Origin of the sequence: Thermocaproicibacter melissae, assembly GCF_024498295.1 — a bacterium.
In the GTDB taxonomy this organism is placed as follows: Bacteria; Bacillota; Clostridia; order Oscillospirales; family Acutalibacteraceae; genus Thermocaproicibacter; species Thermocaproicibacter melissae.
This window is the reverse complement of sequence record NZ_CP101827.1, coordinates 998,694-1,014,410: the sequence shown is the minus strand read 5'-3', so window position 1 is coordinate 1,014,410 and position 15,717 is coordinate 998,694. Positions and strand designations below refer to the sequence as shown.

The following is a 15,717-nucleotide window of genomic DNA, read 5'->3' as shown; positions in this document are numbered from 1 at the left end:
GACGGAAGATGGCGGCTGTTGCAAAAATTGCTGTTGAAAATTCCGTCTACCACTTTGATAAGATGTTTGATTACCGGATTCCGGAGGATTTAATCGAAAATGCCCAAATAGGGTGCCGTGTCGTTGTTCCGTTCGGGCAAGCAAATGCAAGGCGTCAGGGAATTATTCTGGGGCTCAGCGAGAGTAGCGACCCGGCAGAAAAATCGTTGAAATCCATATTATCTGTCACTGACCGGGCCCCGCTTCTTTCCGAAGAAGCCGTGGGCCTTGTTTTCTGGCTGAAAGAGCATACATTCTGTACCCTGTTTGAGGCTGCAAAGCTTTTCTTTCCGGCCGGAATCCAGGTTCGCCTGCGCCCCGAGTATGCGCTTGCGTCGCCGATTTCGGAAATCGATACCGACAGGCTCGAGCCAGAAGAACGCCAGATTGTGGAGTACCTTTCCCATTCGAAAGATTTTGTTCCTTGGAATAAACTCCTCAAAGACCTCGGCCTTTCGGAGGATTGCAGTGCGTTGACAGAACTGCTGAAGGCCGGAATCGTGCTGCAAAACAGCGGCGTCGTGCGGCAAATCACGGACGCAACGCAAAAAATGGTGCGTTTGGTCGAAAATGCCGAACCGCGGAAGCTGACGCCGAAACAAGCCAGCGTGCTGGATACACTCCGCGCAGCGGGCTGCGCATCGTTGAAAGAACTGTGCTATTTTTCCGGCGTAACGCCCGCGGTGGTCAATGCGCTTCAAAAGAAGGGCCTTGTTCAGTATTATGACATGGAAGTTTACCGCAATCCGTATGCCGGTGTTCCGACAGAACCGCCGAAGGATTTTGAACTTTCGCCGGAACAGAAAAAAGCCTTTCAGCAAATGTATGCCCAGTACCGTGCGGGCGTTGGCGGCGTTTCGCTCCTGTTCGGCGTAACCGGAAGCGGAAAAACCTCCGTTTTCCTCCGCTTGATTGACCGCGTGAGAGAAGACGGCCGCGGCGTCATTGTCATGGTGCCGGAGATTTCACTCACTCCGCAGACCATCTCCATTTTCCGCGCGCGCTACGGCTCCGATGTTGCGGTTTTCCACAGCGGCCTGACGCTTGCCGAACGTCTCGATGAGTGGAAACGTGTCCGCAGGGGAGAAGCCTCCATCGCCGTCGGGACACGTTCGGCGGTTTTCGCGCCGCTTGACAACATCGGGTTGATTATTATGGATGAGGAGCAGGAAAGCACCTACAAATCCGAATCCTCTCCGCGCTATCATGCCCGTGATGTGGCAAAATACCGTTGTGCGTACCACAAGGCACTTCTGGTCCTGTCTTCCGCTACGCCGTCAATCGAGAGCTATTATTACGCGCAGAAAGGGCGTTACACACTCAATACGCTTCCGTCCCGCTACGGGCAAGCGGAGCTGCCCCAAGTGGAAATCGTCGACATGAACGAGGAACTGGAGCGCGGAAACAGAAGTATTTTCAGCTCCAAACTCCAAGAGGCGCTGCAGAAGAATCTGGACGAAGGCAAGCAGTCCATTCTTCTCCTGAACCGCAGGGGGTTCAATACGTTCGTTTCCTGCCGCGCTTGTGGACATGTTTTGACATGCCCGAATTGCAGCATCACGCTGACCTACCATGCGGCAAACAACCGCCTCATGTGCCATTACTGCGGTTTTTCGATTCCGTTTACGAAGGAATGTCCCACCTGCCATGAAGACCAGGTGCATTACACCGGATTCGGAACCCAGCGCGCCCAGCAGCAGCTTGCCGAGCTTTTCCCGCAGGCGCGGATTCTGCGGCTTGACGCCGATTCCACCATGACGCGCTTTGCCTATGACAAAAAGCTCAAGCGGTTTGCCGAGGGCGAATACGACATGCTCGTTGGGACGCAGATGGTCGCCAAAGGACTTGATTTCGAGAACGTAACGCTTGTGGGCGTGCTTTCCGCAGACCAAGCGCTTTATGGGGACGACTTCCGCAGTTATGAACGCGCTTTCGATTTGCTGACGCAGGTCGTGGGCCGTTCCGGGCGCGGGCGTTTCCGAGGCAAGGCGATTATTCAAACCTTCACGCCGGAGAACAAGGTAATCCGCTTAGCCGCGGAACAGAATTATCCGGAGTTTTACAGGGAAGAAATCGCACTGCGCCGAGCAATGCTTTATCCGCCGTTTGCCGATTTGTGCGTTGTAGGATTCGTCGGCAGCGAGGAAGCGCGAGTCCGCGCATCGAGCGTCGCGTTCATGCAAAAACTGCGGCAGACGGCGCAGAGGGACTATCCGGAACAGCCGCTGCGCGTTCTGAACCCCTCTCCGGCATTAATTGGCAAAGTAAATAATAAATATAGGTATAAATTACTGATTAAGTGCAGAAACAGCAAACGATTCCGGGAAATGATGGCCGCACTTTTGACGTGGTTTCCGACCGATCGGGCAAATAACGGCGTCACCGCTTATGCGGATTTAAATCCGGATTCGATATTATAAGCAGGAGGAATCAACTTGGCAATACGTAATATACTAACGGAGAGCAACGACAGCGAATTTCTCTCGAAAAAATGCCGCCCCGTGGAAAAATTCGACGAACGTCTTGCGTCGTTGCTTGACGATATGGCGGAAACACTTCACCAGGCAAACGGCGTCGGCCTTGCCGCAATTCAGGTCGGCGTTCTGCGTCGTGTCGTCGTCATTGACATCGGCGACGGCGTCAAGGAACTCGTGAATCCGGTCATTGTGGAACAGAGCGGTGAACAGGAAAGTCTGGAGGGCTGCCTTTCCATTCCAGGGAAATGGGGCATCACAAAGCGCCCGAAGCATGTCAAAGTGCGTGCACAGGACAGGCACGGCAATTGGTTTGAATATGAGGGCGATGATCTTCTTGCCACCGTTTCGTGCCACGAAATCGACCACCTTGACGGTGTCCTTTTCCTGAAGCATGTTGTCCGCATGCTGACGGAGGAAGAATTGGAAAAAATGTCATCTAAGTCGGAGGATCAATAATCGTATGCGCATAGTTTTCATGGGAACACCGGAGTTTGCAGTGCCGTCTCTTTTGGCTTTAATAAAAGCAGAGCATGAAGTCGTAGCTGTCTACACGCAGCCGGATAAGCCTCAGGGCCGCAAGATGATACTGACTCCGCCGCCGGTTAAAGTGGAAGCAGAAAAACAGTTGATTCCCGTTTATCAGCCGAAGACGCTGAAAGCGCCGGAAGAAGTCGCTCGTCTTACGTCTCTCAAGCCGGATGCCATTGTTGTGGCCGCTTACGGAAAGATTCTCCCGAAAGCGGTTCTGGATATCCCGAAATTCGGCTGCATCAATGTACATGCTTCCCTTCTGCCGAAGTACCGCGGCGCGTCACCGGTTCAGGCGGCGATTCTGAACGGAGACGCGGAGACGGGCGTAACCACCATGCTGATGGCGGAAGCCTGCGATGCGGGCGATATCCTTTTTCAAAAGGCAACGCCCATCCTTCCGGATGAGAACACTCCGGAGCTGATGGCTCGTTTGGCAAAGCTCGGCGCGGAGCTTCTCATTACAACGCTCAAGGCGGTGGAAGAAGGCACTGTCAAGCCGCAGAAACAGGATGACACAAAGGCTACCCATGTTTCTTTGATTACCAAAAGCATGTCGCCGATTGACTGGAATCGAACGGCGCAGGAGATTCACAATCAAATCCGCGCGCTTTACCCGTGGCCTGCCGCAAGTGCGAGCCTGAACGGCCACCGTTTGAAGATTTACCGTTCCCGCGTGAGGGAAAAAGAATACGGCGAGCCGGGACTGATTGTTCCCGGCACGGAAAACTTTCTTGTTTGCTGTGGCGACGGCACGGCAATTGAGCTTCTGGAGGTCCAAACAGAAGGCGGAAAGAGAATGAGCGGAAGCGATTTCCTGCGTGGCCACAAGGCGCAGGGATTGAAACTGAGTTAACGGAAAATCGGAGGATTCCATGGACGCTTTCGGACTTTATTATTTTGATTACACCTATTTTCTCTTCATGGTGCCCGCCCTCATTATCACCATGGCGGCACAGATTGGGGTGCAATCTGCTTTTACAAAATATTCCCGCGTCCGCACAGTGCGCGGAATGACGGGTGCGCAAGCCGCTGAGGCGGTAGCGCGTTTGGGAGGGGCTTGGGTCACGATTCGCCCGGTTGCCGGAAATCTGACGGATTTTTTCGACCCGCGGAACCATACCATCAACCTTTCGCAGAATGTTTACGGTTCCACATCCATTGCGGCAATCGGTGTCGCGGCGCATGAGGCCGGTCATTCCGTGCAGGATGCACAGGGGTATTTTCCCAACAAGATACGCACGGCGCTTGTTCCGATTACCAACATCGGCTCGCGCCTTTCCATGCCGCTGATTTTGATTGGCCTTCTCCTGCCGGTGCAGTACGATTACGTTGTCTACACAGGCATCGCGCTTTATGCGCTGGTGGTACTGTTCCAGCTTGCAACCCTGCCGGTGGAATTCAATGCGAGCCGTCGCGCCATTCGTGCCCTGGGTGAAACGGGAATTCTCACCCAGGAAGAGCTTGTCGGCGCGAGAAAGGTTCTCACCGCCGCCGCCATGACCTACCTTGCTGCGAGCTTTACGGCGCTGGTTTCGCTGCTGCGTCTGCTTTTCATCGCCGGAAGCCGCGGGAGGAGCGACTGATGGCGGGAGCAAGGTCAGCAGCGCTGAAAGCGCTCCTTCGGGTAGAGAAGGAGGACGCTTATTCCAACTTGGTGCTGGATTCCGTTTTGGAATCTTCCGGACTTGACAGCAGAGACCAAGCGCTTGCAACCACGATTTTTTACGGAGTCTTGGAACATCAAATCACGCTGGATTATATTCTCGGTGCGTATTCACGAACACCGGTGAAAAAACTTTCCCCTGTGGTTCTCGAGATTCTCCGCATCGGACTTTATCAATTGAAGTACCTTGAAAAAATTCCGCCGTCAGCCGCCGTGAATGAATGTGTGGCGCTGGCGAAGAAAAACGGGGAATTCCGCGCGGCCGGCTTTGTGAATGCCGTCCTTCGCAGTTTCCTGCGGAATCCGGAGAAAGCCCGTCTTCCGGATAAAAACCGCGAACCGCTTCGCTACCGGAGTGTTCTTTATTCCTGCCCCGAAGCGCTTGTGGAATTTTGGCAAAAGCAATACGGAACCGAGATTGCGGATAAAATTCTTGAGGGCAGTTCCGCAAAACCCGACTTTTTCATCCGTGTGAATAACATCCGCATTTCGGAGCAAGAATTATTGGAAAGACTTCAGGCGGAGGGCATCGAGGCGGAGCCGGTTCCTTGGCTTGAAGGAGCTTTGCGGGTCGTGAAAAACGCCGCAGGGCTGAAACAGTTTTCCGGTTACCGTGAGGGGCTGTTTCATGTTCAGGACCTTGCTTCCCAGATTTGCTGCCACGTACTCGACCCGCAGCCGGGGGAGCGCATCGCCGATGTCTGCGCCGCACCCGGAGGGAAGACGTTCACCATCGCCGAACGCATGGAGAACCGCGGAGAAGTCATTTCCTGCGATGTTTATCCGCAGCGTACCCAATTAATTGCAAGCGGGGCACAGCGCCTCGGCCTAACTGCTGTGCATACACAGACGCGCGATGCGGCGAATCCGCAGGGCAATCTTCCGGCAGTGAACCGTGTTTTGTGCGATGTGCCCTGTTCGGGCCTCGGCGTCATACGCCGGAAGCCGGAAATTCGCTATAAATTTCCATTGACTATTGACAGCTTGCCCGATTTGCAGTACCGTATTCTGTGTAAATCAGCCGCCCTTGTAGCAGATGGAGGGGTTTTGGTCTATTCCACCTGCACCTTGAACCCAGCGGAAAACTCTGCGGTAGCAGAACGCTTCCTTCGGGAACAGGAAGGCTTTGAGCCACTGGCGCTGCGGCTGCCGGACAACATCGTTCATGTAGTGGATGAACCAGAGTACCAGCTTACGCTGATTCCGGAACTTCATGGGCCGGACGGCTTTTTCATCGCTGCGTTTCAAAAAAGGTAGGAAGAGTAGATTTGAGCTTGACAGATATCAAATCAATGACACTGGAAGAACTGAAGGAACGTTTCACGCAGTGCGGCTTGAAGTCGTTTCATGCTCTTCAGGTGTATCATTGGCTGGCCCGGGGCGTTGTGAGCTTCGACGAAATGACAGACTTGTCAAAGCAGCTTCGTGAAAAATTAGCGGGTGAATACTACATACCCCGCGCCGACATTGAAAGAAAATACTGCTCCAAACTCGATGATACCGTAAAATACCTCTTTCGCATGCATGATGGGCAGTTTGTGGAAAGCGTTCTCATGCATTACCACCATGGATGGACCATCTGCATTTCCTCGCAGGTCGGCTGCAAGATGAATTGTGCCTTTTGCGCAACGGGCAAAAGCGGCTACGCGAGGAATCTGCTTCCTTCGGAAATGCTTGCACAGGTGCAGTCAGCGCAGGCTGATGCCGGCATACGCATTTCCAACATCGTGCTCATGGGCATGGGCGAGCCTCTTGACAACTACGAAAATGTCCTTCGCTTTTTGACCCTCGTTTCTTCCGATGAGGGCATGAACATCGGGATGCGCCACATATCGCTTTCAACCTGCGGTATCGTGGATAAGATATATGATTTAGCCGAAAAAAGACTGCAGTTGACTCTTTCCGTTTCGCTTCACGCGCCGAACGATAACATCCGTTCGCGTCTGATGCCGGTGAACAGCCGGTGGAATGTGGAAGAGTTTTTAAAAGCCTGCCGTTATTATTTGAACTGTACTGGCCGGCGCATTTCCTTTGAGTATGCGCTCATCGGCGGCGTCAACGACAGCAGCGAGTGCGCTGAGGAGTTAGCCGCCAAGCTGGAGGGAATGCTTTGCCATGTAAACCTGATTCCGGTGAATAACGTGAAGGGTTCTCCCTTCCGTCCAAGCACGCCGGAGAGGGAACAGCAATTCCTTCGCATCCTAGGCAAGGCGGGCATAAACGCAACCGTTCGTAGAACTCTCGGCGCAGATATCGACGCTTCCTGTGGCCAGCTTCGGCGCAGGTATGAAGAGGAGGCGGCTCATGTTTAAGGTTTTCAGCCAAAGCGATGTGGGTTTGGTCAGAAAATCGAATGAAGATGATTGCCGGTGCGGCGTTTTTTCCGAAAACGCGGCATGGGCTGTCGTCTGCGATGGAATGGGAGGCGTGAACGGCGGCAATATTGCAAGCAGTATTGCGGTTCAGAAAATTTCGGAAACCATTCTTGCAGGTTACCGAGAAGGCATGAGCAGCGATGCTGTGCGCGAATTGATTGTTTCGTCCATTGCAGGTGCCAATAAAGCAGTGCATGAAATGGCGGGCACTGACGCGATGCTCACCGGAATGGGCACGACTGTGGTTGCGGTTGTCATATCTGATTCCATCGTGCATGTTGCGCATGCCGGCGACAGCCGCGCCTACCTCATTTCACCAGATGGCGAGCTTCATCGCCTGACAACGGATCACTCCGTTGTGCAGGAAATGGTGGATAAAGGAGACCTGACGGAACAGCAGGCCCGGGTTCATCCACAAAAAAATATCATCACGCGGGCGCTTGGTGTGGAGTCCTCCCTCCAAATTGATTACAGCGAAACTTCCATCTTGCCGGGAAGCCGGGTTCTTATCTGCACCGACGGGCTGACAAATTATGTGGAGGAAGAAAGCCTGTCTGCTCTTTCCAAAGAGTACAGCGGAAAAGAATTGACGGAAAATCTGATCGGGCTGGCAAAAAAAGCCGGCGGGGGCGATAACATCACGGTTGTCCTTCTGGAAGATAAGCCCGAATGAGGAGATGAATGAAATGGAACAATACACGGGCAAGCGTCTTGACGGTCGCTATGAGATTCACGAGGTTATCGGCGTGGGCGGAATGGCTGTTGTCTACCGCGCGTATGATACGATTGAAGACCGTACGGTCGCCGTGAAAATTCTGAAGGATGAATATTCGCAGAATGCTGAGTTTCTCCGCCGTTTCCGCAATGAATCCAAGGCGATTGCGGTTTTGTCGCACCCGAATATTGTGAAGGTCTACGACGTCAGCATCGGCGATCGCATTCAATATATCGTAGAGGAATATATCGACGGAATTACGCTGAAAGAATACCTCGATCAGCAGAAGCAGATTAAATGGAAAGAAGCCATTCATTTTGCCATTCAGATTCTGCGTGCGCTCGAGCATGCGCATGGCAAGGGAATTGTCCACCGTGACATCAAACCGCAGAACATCATGCTTCTGCAGGATGGGACCATTAAGGTGACGGATTTCGGCATCGCGCGTTTTGCACACAGCGAGACTCGCACCATGACGGACAGAGCCATCGGCTCCGTTCATTACATCGCGCCGGAACAGGCGCGCGGCGGCTACACCGATGAAAAAACGGATATTTATTCTGTGGGCGTCATGCTGTATGAGATGCTGACCGGTCAGCTTCCGTTTGAAGCGGACAACGCTGTTTCCGTAGCCATCATGCAGTTACAGACAGATCCTAAGCCTCCGAGGGAAATCAATCCTTCCATTCCGGAAGGCCTCGAGGAAATCACTCTGCGGGCGATGCAGAAAGACCCGGAGCGTCGCTATCAGTCTGCCGCAGAAATGCTGCGAGATATCGAGGAGTTCCGCCGCAATCCTGCAGCAAGGTTCGAGTATAAATATTTTATCGACGAAAAGCCTACCAAATATATTGATGCCATCGAATCTGTAAAAAGTTCGGGACAGTCCAATTATAACGATAACTACGACTACGTTGAAGAATTGGAGCGCGTTCCGGAAAAGAAGAAAAAGCCGGTCGCGATTTACGTAATTGCAGGCATTGCCATAGCGTTCATCATCGGTGCTGTCGCACTTGGAATTTCATCGTTGCTAAAGCAAAAACAAAATGAGCCGTATGATGTAACCATGCCGAACTACGTCGGCAAGATGTACAACGACGTTGTGAATGCTGCTTCGTCCGATTCCAAGTACGCCTTTACGTTTACGGAGGAGAAAAAGAACGATTCTACCCATCCGGCTGGGACAATCATTGACCAGATTCCAAAGGCGGGTTCCGTTGTAAAGTCGAACGCTTCGGTCACTCTGGTCGTCAGTACCGGCGTGGAACCGGTGGTTATGCCGGATGTGACGGATAAAACCGAAGAAGAAGCCACCGCGGAGCTCTCCGCCGCAGGGCTGAAAGCAAATGTCATCAAAGTGATCGACGACAATGTTGAGAAGGGGCACGTTGTCAATACGGATCCCAGAGCAGGCCAGGAAGTGGAGAAAGGCTCCGAAGTAAAAGTATACGTCAGTTCCGGTAAGGCTGAGGAAGAAATTGCGGTGCCGGATGTCGCACGCTATCCTCTTCAGCAGGCAGAGTCGGTCATTGCCGCGGCAGGCCTGACAGTGGGCGACAAGACGTACCAGGATGACGAAAATCTTCCTAAGGATTACGTCATTTCAACAAACCCGCTTAATGGCGTGAAGCTGAAAAAGGGCGGAAAAGTCGATCTTATTTTGAGTTCGGGTAAGGCGCCGTCTAAAGATGTTACGATTCAGCTGAAATTGCCGCAAAACGACCCAAGACAGCTTTATGTGCATGCGTATATTGACAGAAAACTTGTGTATCAGTCCATTGTGAATGCAGCAGCCAGCGATACCACTCCTTTGAAATGCAGCGGCTTTACGGGCACGAAAACGTTAAAGGTTTTCCTTGATGACAAAGAGAACGTGTTAAGTCACCTCTATGCAGAATTCTCTGTGAATTTTACAACCGGGGAATATACCCAGACGCAGGGTTACTATGATTTGCTGCAGCCGAAACCCAATAATGATAACCAATCAAATCCAGAGAATGGTGCAAATCCTTGACCTATGGCCGAAAACATGAAAGACTATTCTGAAGGGTTAATATTAAAGGGAATCGGAGGTTTCTACTATGTAGAAACCTCCGATGGGGTTATTGAGTGCCGTGCACGCGGCGTTTTCCGCAAAAAGGGAATGACTCCTTTGGCCGGTGACCGCGTGAAGATTCGTGTTTCGTCTGACAAAACCGGTTTTGTGGAAGAGATTTTGCCGCGGAAAAATTGCCTTGCGCGTCCCCCCGTTGCGAACATAGACTGCTTGGTGATTGTTGTTTCCACCTGTGAACCGTCCCCGAATACGCTCGTAATTGACCGCCTGATTGCCGAGGCGGAGGCAGCTGGCATTGAGCCAGTTTTGGCGATTTCAAAGATAGACCTTCAAAGCGCCGATGGACTTTCCGAAATATACGGGAAAGTCGGGATTCGGCTTTTTTATGTCTCTCCGGTTCATGGAACCGACGGGCTGGAAACGATTCTTCCGGGGAAGATTACCGCCTTTACCGGAAATTCCGGTGTCGGCAAGTCAACCTTGCTCAACAGAATGTTTAGCACATTCCATCTGCAGACTGGGGAAATCAGTCAAAAACTCGGCCGCGGGCGCCATACCACGCGGCAGGTGGAACTGCTGAAGCTGCCGGAAGGCGGATATGTCATTGACACCCCCGGCTTTTCCGCCCTTGATTCCGAGATGAGCAGTGCCCTTACAAAGGATAATGTTGCGGAGTGTTTCCGCGAGTTCCGGCCCTACCTGAACCAGTGCCGTTTTACTTCCTGCACTCATACCTGCGAGAAGGGCTGCGCGGTTCTCGCGGCGGTGAAGGAAGGCGTTATCAGTTCCTCACGCCACGAAAGTTATTGTGTAATTTATCAGGAGATGAAAGAAAAGAAATCATGGCAGAAGAAAGAAAAATCTGCGCTGTAGTCGGGGCCGCGCCAATCGCAGAAAACCCCTTTTCCGATTTCGACCGGAACCAAAGGTTTATTATCTGTGCCGACGGCGGGTACGATACTCTTGTGAAATTCGGCGTTGTCCCTGACCTTTTGGTCGGGGATTTTGATTCTATGCAAAGTGAGATTCCCAGAAGCATCCGTACCATACGCCTCAAACGGGAAAAAGATGATACCGACTTTTTTGTGGCGGTCAAGGAAGGAATTCGGCTCGGTTTTCGTGATTTCGAGCTTTACGGGGCACTCGGCGGAGAGCGTTTTGACCATTCGTATGCCAATCTCTGCGTCCTGCAATACCTTTGCACACAGGGATGCCGAGCGTTTATTTCAGACGGCTGCCGCCGTGTTTTTCTTCTGTGCGGAGGAAGAATCACCATAAGCGGCATGCGGGGAGCGGTCCTTTCCGTGTTCCCGTTTGGCTGTGCCGCTTGTGAAGTTAGTTATATCGGAATGAAATATCCGCTGGAGAATGCAACCCTTTCTTCCGAGATTCCGCTCGGCGTAAGCAATGAGATAACGGAAGATACTGCTCAGATTACCGTTCACAGCGGCAATGCGCTGATCATTGTTCAGAAATAAAATTACTTTGCACCAATTTCCTCCGTTTGTTATATACTGTAACAGAAACAACGGATGGGCGGTGCGGGAATATGTGGAAGAGCCGCAGCTATGGAAAGCCTTCATGGGTACGCTACTGTATTGTTTTTGGCATTGGGCTGGCACTGTCCTGGTTTTGCCCACCGGGATTTGTTATGTTCGTCCTTTCAGTCCTTTTGGTAGCGGTCGGCATTGCACTTCTTAGAAGGTGCTGAACATATTTAGGAGGTCAGCGGTATGAAGGTAGTCGTTGTGAAGAGTTCAAAATTCCTTGCTTTCCTTTTGCGCAAGATGTTCAACATAAAAAAAGAGCAGTAATCGTAACATATGAATCCTTTTCCCAAAGGGAGGACGGTTTCTTTCTGGAAACCGTCCTCCTTTTTTTCGGCTACTGAGCATAAAACAGACGAGTCCCGAATACCATTACTTAGAAACAGGAAAAGGAGAGACCTTTATGGATTATATGCTTGAGCGGGAAAGGATTGCCGTCGGTGAAATTTTATTCGACGGCTGTCAGGAGCAGCCGATTGATATAGATATCAATCTGCCGGATTACTGCCCTGACATCCAGCGAATCCTGAAGTGTCAGATCTACCCGAAAATCTCCTCTCGAAGCATCACGGGAGACCGACTGATGCTGGATGGAAGCTATACCGTGAAGATCTTCTATCTTGACCCTGAGGGAAAGTGCGTCCGTTGCCACGAATGTGACGATTCCTATACGGCAGAGATTGCCTTGAAACAGCAGGCGGAAAATGCCATGGTTTCGGCTTTTGCGCGTGTGGAGTATGTGAACTGCCGCGCCTCCAGCCCACGCCGCCTGAATGTGCATGGTTCCTTCTCTTTGTGCGCAAAAGTCATTTCAACCGGTCAGTGTGAAATGGTCAGCAACATCTGCGGCAGCGATGTTGAGCAGCAAAAACTGCAGACCACAGCCTACGAACTGGTCGGCTTCGCACAGCAGCAGTTCAGTGTCGACGAAGTCCTTGAGCTGGGACAGGGAAAGCCGCCGGCCGATGCCATTGTGCGCTCGGATGCGTATGTCGTTTTGCAGGACTGCAAGATTGCCGCAGGAAAACTGATGACAAAGGGCGAAGCAAACGTCAAGTTCCTTTACCGCACGGTGGAAGAAAACGGCGAGCTGGAAACGATGGAGTATACGCTCCCGTTTACACAAATGTTGGACTGCGACGGTGTCACGGACGACTGCTCCTGCTTTGTTAGCATGGATGTAGTGAGTGCGGATGCGCAGATTAAAAATGATTACTCCGGCGATAAGACCTTCTTTGATACGCAGGTGAAAATCTCCGCAACGGCGAAGGCATACCGCCAGAAGAAGATTGTTCTGGTCAACGATGCATTTTCCCGCACTTATGATATGAACATTGATGCCAAGCAAAAGACAATGGAAACTTTTGCAGAGTCGGTGCAGGATACCATCTACCATAAGGCGGAACTGACGCAGGAAGGTACCACCATTACCAAAGTAATTGATGTCTGGAGTGAAATGGCCAGCGCGACAGCTTCCTTTGATGAAGGAAAAATGAAGCTGAAGGGCAAATACAATCTGTGCGTGCTGGCGAGAAACGAGCAGAACGCACCGATCTATTTTGAACGAATGATTGATTTTGAGCATGAGATGTCTTGCTCGGCAGAAGGAGATTTGAAGTGCGAGCCTGAGGTAACGACGGGTGCAATCAGCTACCGGATTTCCGGCAGCGGAATTGAAATGAAGACCGAAATTTTCATTTGTGCTGAAATTATGCGCCGCATTACCTTCAAATCGGTTACGGCAGTTACGGCGGATGAAACAAAACCTGTTGCACGCGACACCACCGCTTCCCTTTGCCTCTATTTTGCTGATGCAGGTGAAAGCGTCTGGGACATTGCCCGCGAGTACCGCACCTCCATGGCCTCGGTATGCGCTGAAAACGGAATAACAGGCGATGTTGTTGAGAACAGGGGGATGCTGCTGATACCCATGTAGCGGCCCGGCGATACTCCTGTCAGCTTCAGCGGCAAAATATTCTCATCCGGAGGGGGAGGCAAAATGGAAGAACGCAATATCTACCGGGATATTTCCGAGCGAACAAACGGAGATATTTACATTGGGGTCGTCGGACCAGTTAGAACCGGCAAATCGACTTTCATCAAGCGCTTCATGGATACCATTGTTGTGCCGAATATGGATTCCAAGTATTCAAAGGAACGCGCCATTGATGAAATGCCACAGTCCGCGGCCGGACGGACGATTATGACAACAGAGCCGAAATTCATTCCGGAAAAGGCCGTTACCGTTCATATCGGCGACAGTGCAACTTTTTCCGTGCGGATGATTGACTGTGTTGGTTATATCGTTCCAAGCGCACTCGGCTACATAGAGGGCGACACCCCGCGCATGGTGATGACGCCGTGGTATAAGGAACCGATTCCGTTCAACATGGCGGCGGAAATCGGAACCAAAAAGGTCATCACCGAACATTCCACCATCGGCCTTGTTGTAACGACAGATGGCAGCATCAGCGACATTCCGCGCGCCGAGTATGAAGAGGCCGAGGAACGCGTCATTGACGAGCTGAAGAAAATCAATAAGCCGTTCATCGTCTTGCTCAACTGCGTTGACCCGACAACGCAGAATGCCATCGAGATGGCCGCAGCACTGGAGCAGAAATACGGCGTGCCGACGCTTGCCGTCAACTGCCTTGAGATGTCGGAGAAAGACATTGAAGACATCCTCACGAAGATTTTGTTTGAATTCCCGGTGCGCGAAATCAAAGTCGAAATGCCGCACTGGATTTCTCTGCTGGAAAAGGAGCACTGGCTTCGCTCTTCCGTCTTTTCAACGATTCGTCAATCCGCGGAGAAGGTCTCCAAGATTCGCGATGTAGACGGCATTATCTCAAACGTTACATCCTGCGAGTATATTTCGGCAGCGCGTACGGTTTCCATGGATCTCGGTACCGGGCGTGCGAGAATCAATATTACGCTGCAGCCGGGTTTGTTCTACAAGGTGCTGGGTGAGAAAACCGGCCTTGAAATCAAGGACGAAGGCAGCCTGATGGACTGCATGCTCCAAATGGCGGAAATGAAAAAGACATACGACAAAATCGGTGCAGCATACCGCGACGCAGAAGAGACCGGTTACGGCATCGTAATGCCGAGCATTGATGAACTGACGCTCGACGAGCCTGAAATCATTCGGCAGGGCGGAAGATACGGAATCCGGCTGAAGGCGGCCGCACCGTCTATCCATATGCTGAAAACACGCATCACGACGGAAATCACACCCATTGTCGGTTCTGAGCAGCAGTCGCAGGAACTGGTCGATTACATTCTGAAAGAGTTTGAATCGAACCCCACGCAAATCTGGGATTCCAATATTTTCGGCAAGAGCTTGCATGAACTTGTAAACGACGGCCTGCACAACAAGCTGACGCGCATGCCGGACGACGCGCGTGAGAAAATGCGCGAAACAATTGAGCGCATTATCAACGAAGGCTGCAATGGACTAATTTGCATTATCCTGTAACTCTCCTGCTGTTTCACTGAACATAGGGATTTCCCCTCGAAAAAGGCAGCAATTCGTTTTCACGAATTTGCTGCCATTTTTTCTGCTGCTTTTTCGTCTCTCGGACGGAAGGCCTTTCGTGCTGCACCGTCCCTCAGACATCACCGTCGGCGATTTTGGGGTATTGAAAACTTGATGCCCGAGTTTGAAGACGAGAAAGGCGTTTCTCTTGTTTTGACAAATCCTCGAAAGGACTGTATACTTTTTAATGCAGTTCGTGCTTCTTTGGATATCCGTGACTGTAATCGAAAGATTGCCTGCAGCAACTGCGCTACAAAGTGAGTAAAGGAATCACTTTATGAAAAAGCATGAATGGAAGCAACTGTTTTTTCAGACTCTGCCCATCCTCGTTGCGCTGTGGATTTTTCATAATTCCATGTTTTCCGGCGAACAGTCCGACGAGCAAAGCAAGTTTGTTCTGATGTTTTTCGAGAATCTTTTTTCGCGTGTCGGAATTTCCGTTACACTTACGTCCTTTGCGGTGCGCAAGCTGGCGCATCTTACGGAGTATTTCCTTTTTGGTTTCACGCTGAGCCTTTCTCTTTGGAAACAAGGCAAACGGATTTTTCCTTCTCCACTGTTTTGGTTTCTGGCCGTGCCGCTTGTCGACGAAACCATTCAGCTTTTTTATCCGGGCAGAAACGGCAATGTCGTCGATATCTGGATTGATTTTTCCGGATGTTTGATAGGCCTCGGCCTGATTTGCCTCATCATCCATTGCATGAAATCGCGCCGTAGGGCCAAAATATAACGTATTTATAAATGCAATAAATTTACCCCGCAAGAGCACACAGCAC

Annotated in this window: 14 protein-coding genes; all 14 read left to right on the top strand. The window is 51.4% G+C overall.

Going from position 1 to position 15,717, the window contains the following annotated elements; all coding sequences use genetic code 11:
• Window positions 1-8 precede the first annotated feature (8 nt).
• The 14 genes from priA to NOG13_RS04935 all read left to right on the top strand — a co-directional run bounded on the left by priA (window position 9) and on the right by NOG13_RS04935 (window position 15,671).
• Window positions 9-2,459 (top strand): primosomal protein N', encoded by a 2,451-nt coding sequence (gene priA, locus NOG13_RS04995; protein ID WP_283109489.1) that lies wholly within the window; start codon window positions 9-11, stop codon window positions 2,457-2,459.
• Between the two features lie 15 nt (window positions 2,460-2,474).
• Window positions 2,475-2,972: a peptide deformylase gene (def, locus tag NOG13_RS04990; RefSeq protein WP_283109488.1), complete on the top strand. Its 498-nt coding sequence runs from the start codon at window positions 2,475-2,477 to the stop codon at window positions 2,970-2,972.
• A gap of 4 nt (window positions 2,973-2,976) precedes the next feature.
• Entirely contained in the window at window positions 2,977-3,900 is a 924-nt protein-coding gene (gene fmt, locus NOG13_RS04985) for a methionyl-tRNA formyltransferase (RefSeq protein WP_283109487.1), read from the top strand.
• Window positions 3,901-3,919: 19 nt separating this feature from the next.
• Window positions 3,920-4,630 (top strand): zinc metallopeptidase, encoded by a 711-nt coding sequence (locus tag NOG13_RS04980; protein ID WP_283109486.1) that lies wholly within the window; start codon window positions 3,920-3,922, stop codon window positions 4,628-4,630.
• Window positions 4,630-5,967 carry a 16S rRNA (cytosine(967)-C(5))-methyltransferase RsmB gene (gene rsmB / locus NOG13_RS04975; protein WP_283109485.1) on the top strand — a complete coding sequence of 446 codons (1,338 nt, stop codon included), beginning with the start codon at window positions 4,630-4,632 and terminating at the stop codon, window positions 5,965-5,967. Before NOG13_RS04980 ends, rsmB begins: the two co-directional genes overlap by 1 nt.
• A 17-nt stretch (window positions 5,968-5,984) precedes the next feature.
• Entirely contained in the window at window positions 5,985-7,022 is a 1,038-nt protein-coding gene (rlmN, locus tag NOG13_RS04970) for a dual-specificity RNA methyltransferase RlmN (RefSeq protein ID WP_487251191.1), read from the top strand.
• Window positions 7,015-7,758: a Stp1/IreP family PP2C-type Ser/Thr phosphatase gene (locus NOG13_RS04965; RefSeq protein WP_283109484.1), complete on the top strand. Its 744-nt coding sequence runs from the start codon at window positions 7,015-7,017 to the stop codon at window positions 7,756-7,758. Before rlmN ends, NOG13_RS04965 begins: the two co-directional genes overlap by 8 nt.
• 13 nt (window positions 7,759-7,771) lie before the next feature.
• On the top strand, window positions 7,772-9,814 hold the full coding sequence (gene pknB / locus NOG13_RS04960) for a Stk1 family PASTA domain-containing Ser/Thr kinase (RefSeq protein WP_283109483.1): 2,043 nt from the start codon (window positions 7,772-7,774) through the stop codon (window positions 9,812-9,814).
• A gap of 15 nt (window positions 9,815-9,829) precedes the next feature.
• Window positions 9,830-10,729: a ribosome small subunit-dependent GTPase A gene (rsgA, locus tag NOG13_RS04955; protein WP_283109482.1), complete on the top strand. Its 900-nt coding sequence runs from the start codon at window positions 9,830-9,832 to the stop codon at window positions 10,727-10,729.
• On the top strand, window positions 10,699-11,334 hold the full coding sequence (locus NOG13_RS04950; protein WP_283109481.1) for a thiamine diphosphokinase: 636 nt from the start codon (window positions 10,699-10,701) through the stop codon (window positions 11,332-11,334). Before rsgA ends, NOG13_RS04950 begins: the two co-directional genes overlap by 31 nt.
• A 255-nt stretch (window positions 11,335-11,589) precedes the next feature.
• Window positions 11,590-11,670: a stage V sporulation protein SpoVM gene (spoVM, locus tag NOG13_RS09505; RefSeq protein ID WP_416201376.1), complete on the top strand. Its 81-nt coding sequence runs from the start codon at window positions 11,590-11,592 to the stop codon at window positions 11,668-11,670.
• A 136-nt stretch (window positions 11,671-11,806) separates the two neighbouring features.
• Window positions 11,807-13,339, top strand: coding sequence for a DUF3794 and LysM peptidoglycan-binding domain-containing protein (locus NOG13_RS04945; protein ID WP_283109480.1), 1,533 nt, complete (start codon window positions 11,807-11,809; stop codon window positions 13,337-13,339).
• Window positions 13,340-13,402: 63 nt separating this feature from the next.
• Entirely contained in the window at window positions 13,403-14,881 is a 1,479-nt protein-coding gene (gene spoIVA, locus NOG13_RS04940) for a stage IV sporulation protein A (protein WP_283109479.1), read from the top strand.
• A 337-nt stretch (window positions 14,882-15,218) separates the two neighbouring features.
• Complete coding sequence (locus NOG13_RS04935; protein WP_283109478.1) at window positions 15,219-15,671, top strand: VanZ family protein; 453 nt, start codon at window positions 15,219-15,221, stop codon at window positions 15,669-15,671.
• Window positions 15,672-15,717 lie beyond the last annotated feature (46 nt).

Excerpts from the sequence above, each read along its gene's own strand:
- priA (WP_283109489.1), top strand. The coding sequence starts at position 9 with ATGGCGGCTGTTGCAAAAATTGCTGTTGAAAATTCCGTCTACCACTTT.
- fmt (WP_283109487.1), top strand. The coding sequence starts at position 2,977 with ATGCGCATAGTTTTCATGGGAACACCGGAGTTTGCAGTGCCGTCTCTT.
- NOG13_RS04980 (WP_283109486.1), top strand. The coding sequence starts at position 3,920 with ATGGACGCTTTCGGACTTTATTATTTTGATTACACCTATTTTCTCTTC.
- rsmB (WP_283109485.1), top strand. The coding sequence starts at position 4,630 with ATGGCGGGAGCAAGGTCAGCAGCGCTGAAAGCGCTCCTTCGGGTAGAG.
- NOG13_RS04965 (WP_283109484.1), top strand. The coding sequence starts at position 7,015 with ATGTTTAAGGTTTTCAGCCAAAGCGATGTGGGTTTGGTCAGAAAATCG.
- pknB (WP_283109483.1), top strand. The coding sequence starts at position 7,772 with ATGGAACAATACACGGGCAAGCGTCTTGACGGTCGCTATGAGATTCAC.
- rsgA (WP_283109482.1), top strand. The coding sequence starts at position 9,830 with ATGAAAGACTATTCTGAAGGGTTAATATTAAAGGGAATCGGAGGTTTC.
- NOG13_RS04950 (WP_283109481.1), top strand. The coding sequence starts at position 10,699 with ATGGCAGAAGAAAGAAAAATCTGCGCTGTAGTCGGGGCCGCGCCAATC.
- spoVM (WP_416201376.1), top strand. The coding sequence starts at position 11,590 with ATGAAGGTAGTCGTTGTGAAGAGTTCAAAATTCCTTGCTTTCCTTTTG.
- NOG13_RS04945 (WP_283109480.1), top strand. The coding sequence starts at position 11,807 with ATGGATTATATGCTTGAGCGGGAAAGGATTGCCGTCGGTGAAATTTTA.
- spoIVA (WP_283109479.1), top strand. The coding sequence starts at position 13,403 with ATGGAAGAACGCAATATCTACCGGGATATTTCCGAGCGAACAAACGGA.
- NOG13_RS04935 (WP_283109478.1), top strand. The coding sequence starts at position 15,219 with ATGAAAAAGCATGAATGGAAGCAACTGTTTTTTCAGACTCTGCCCATC.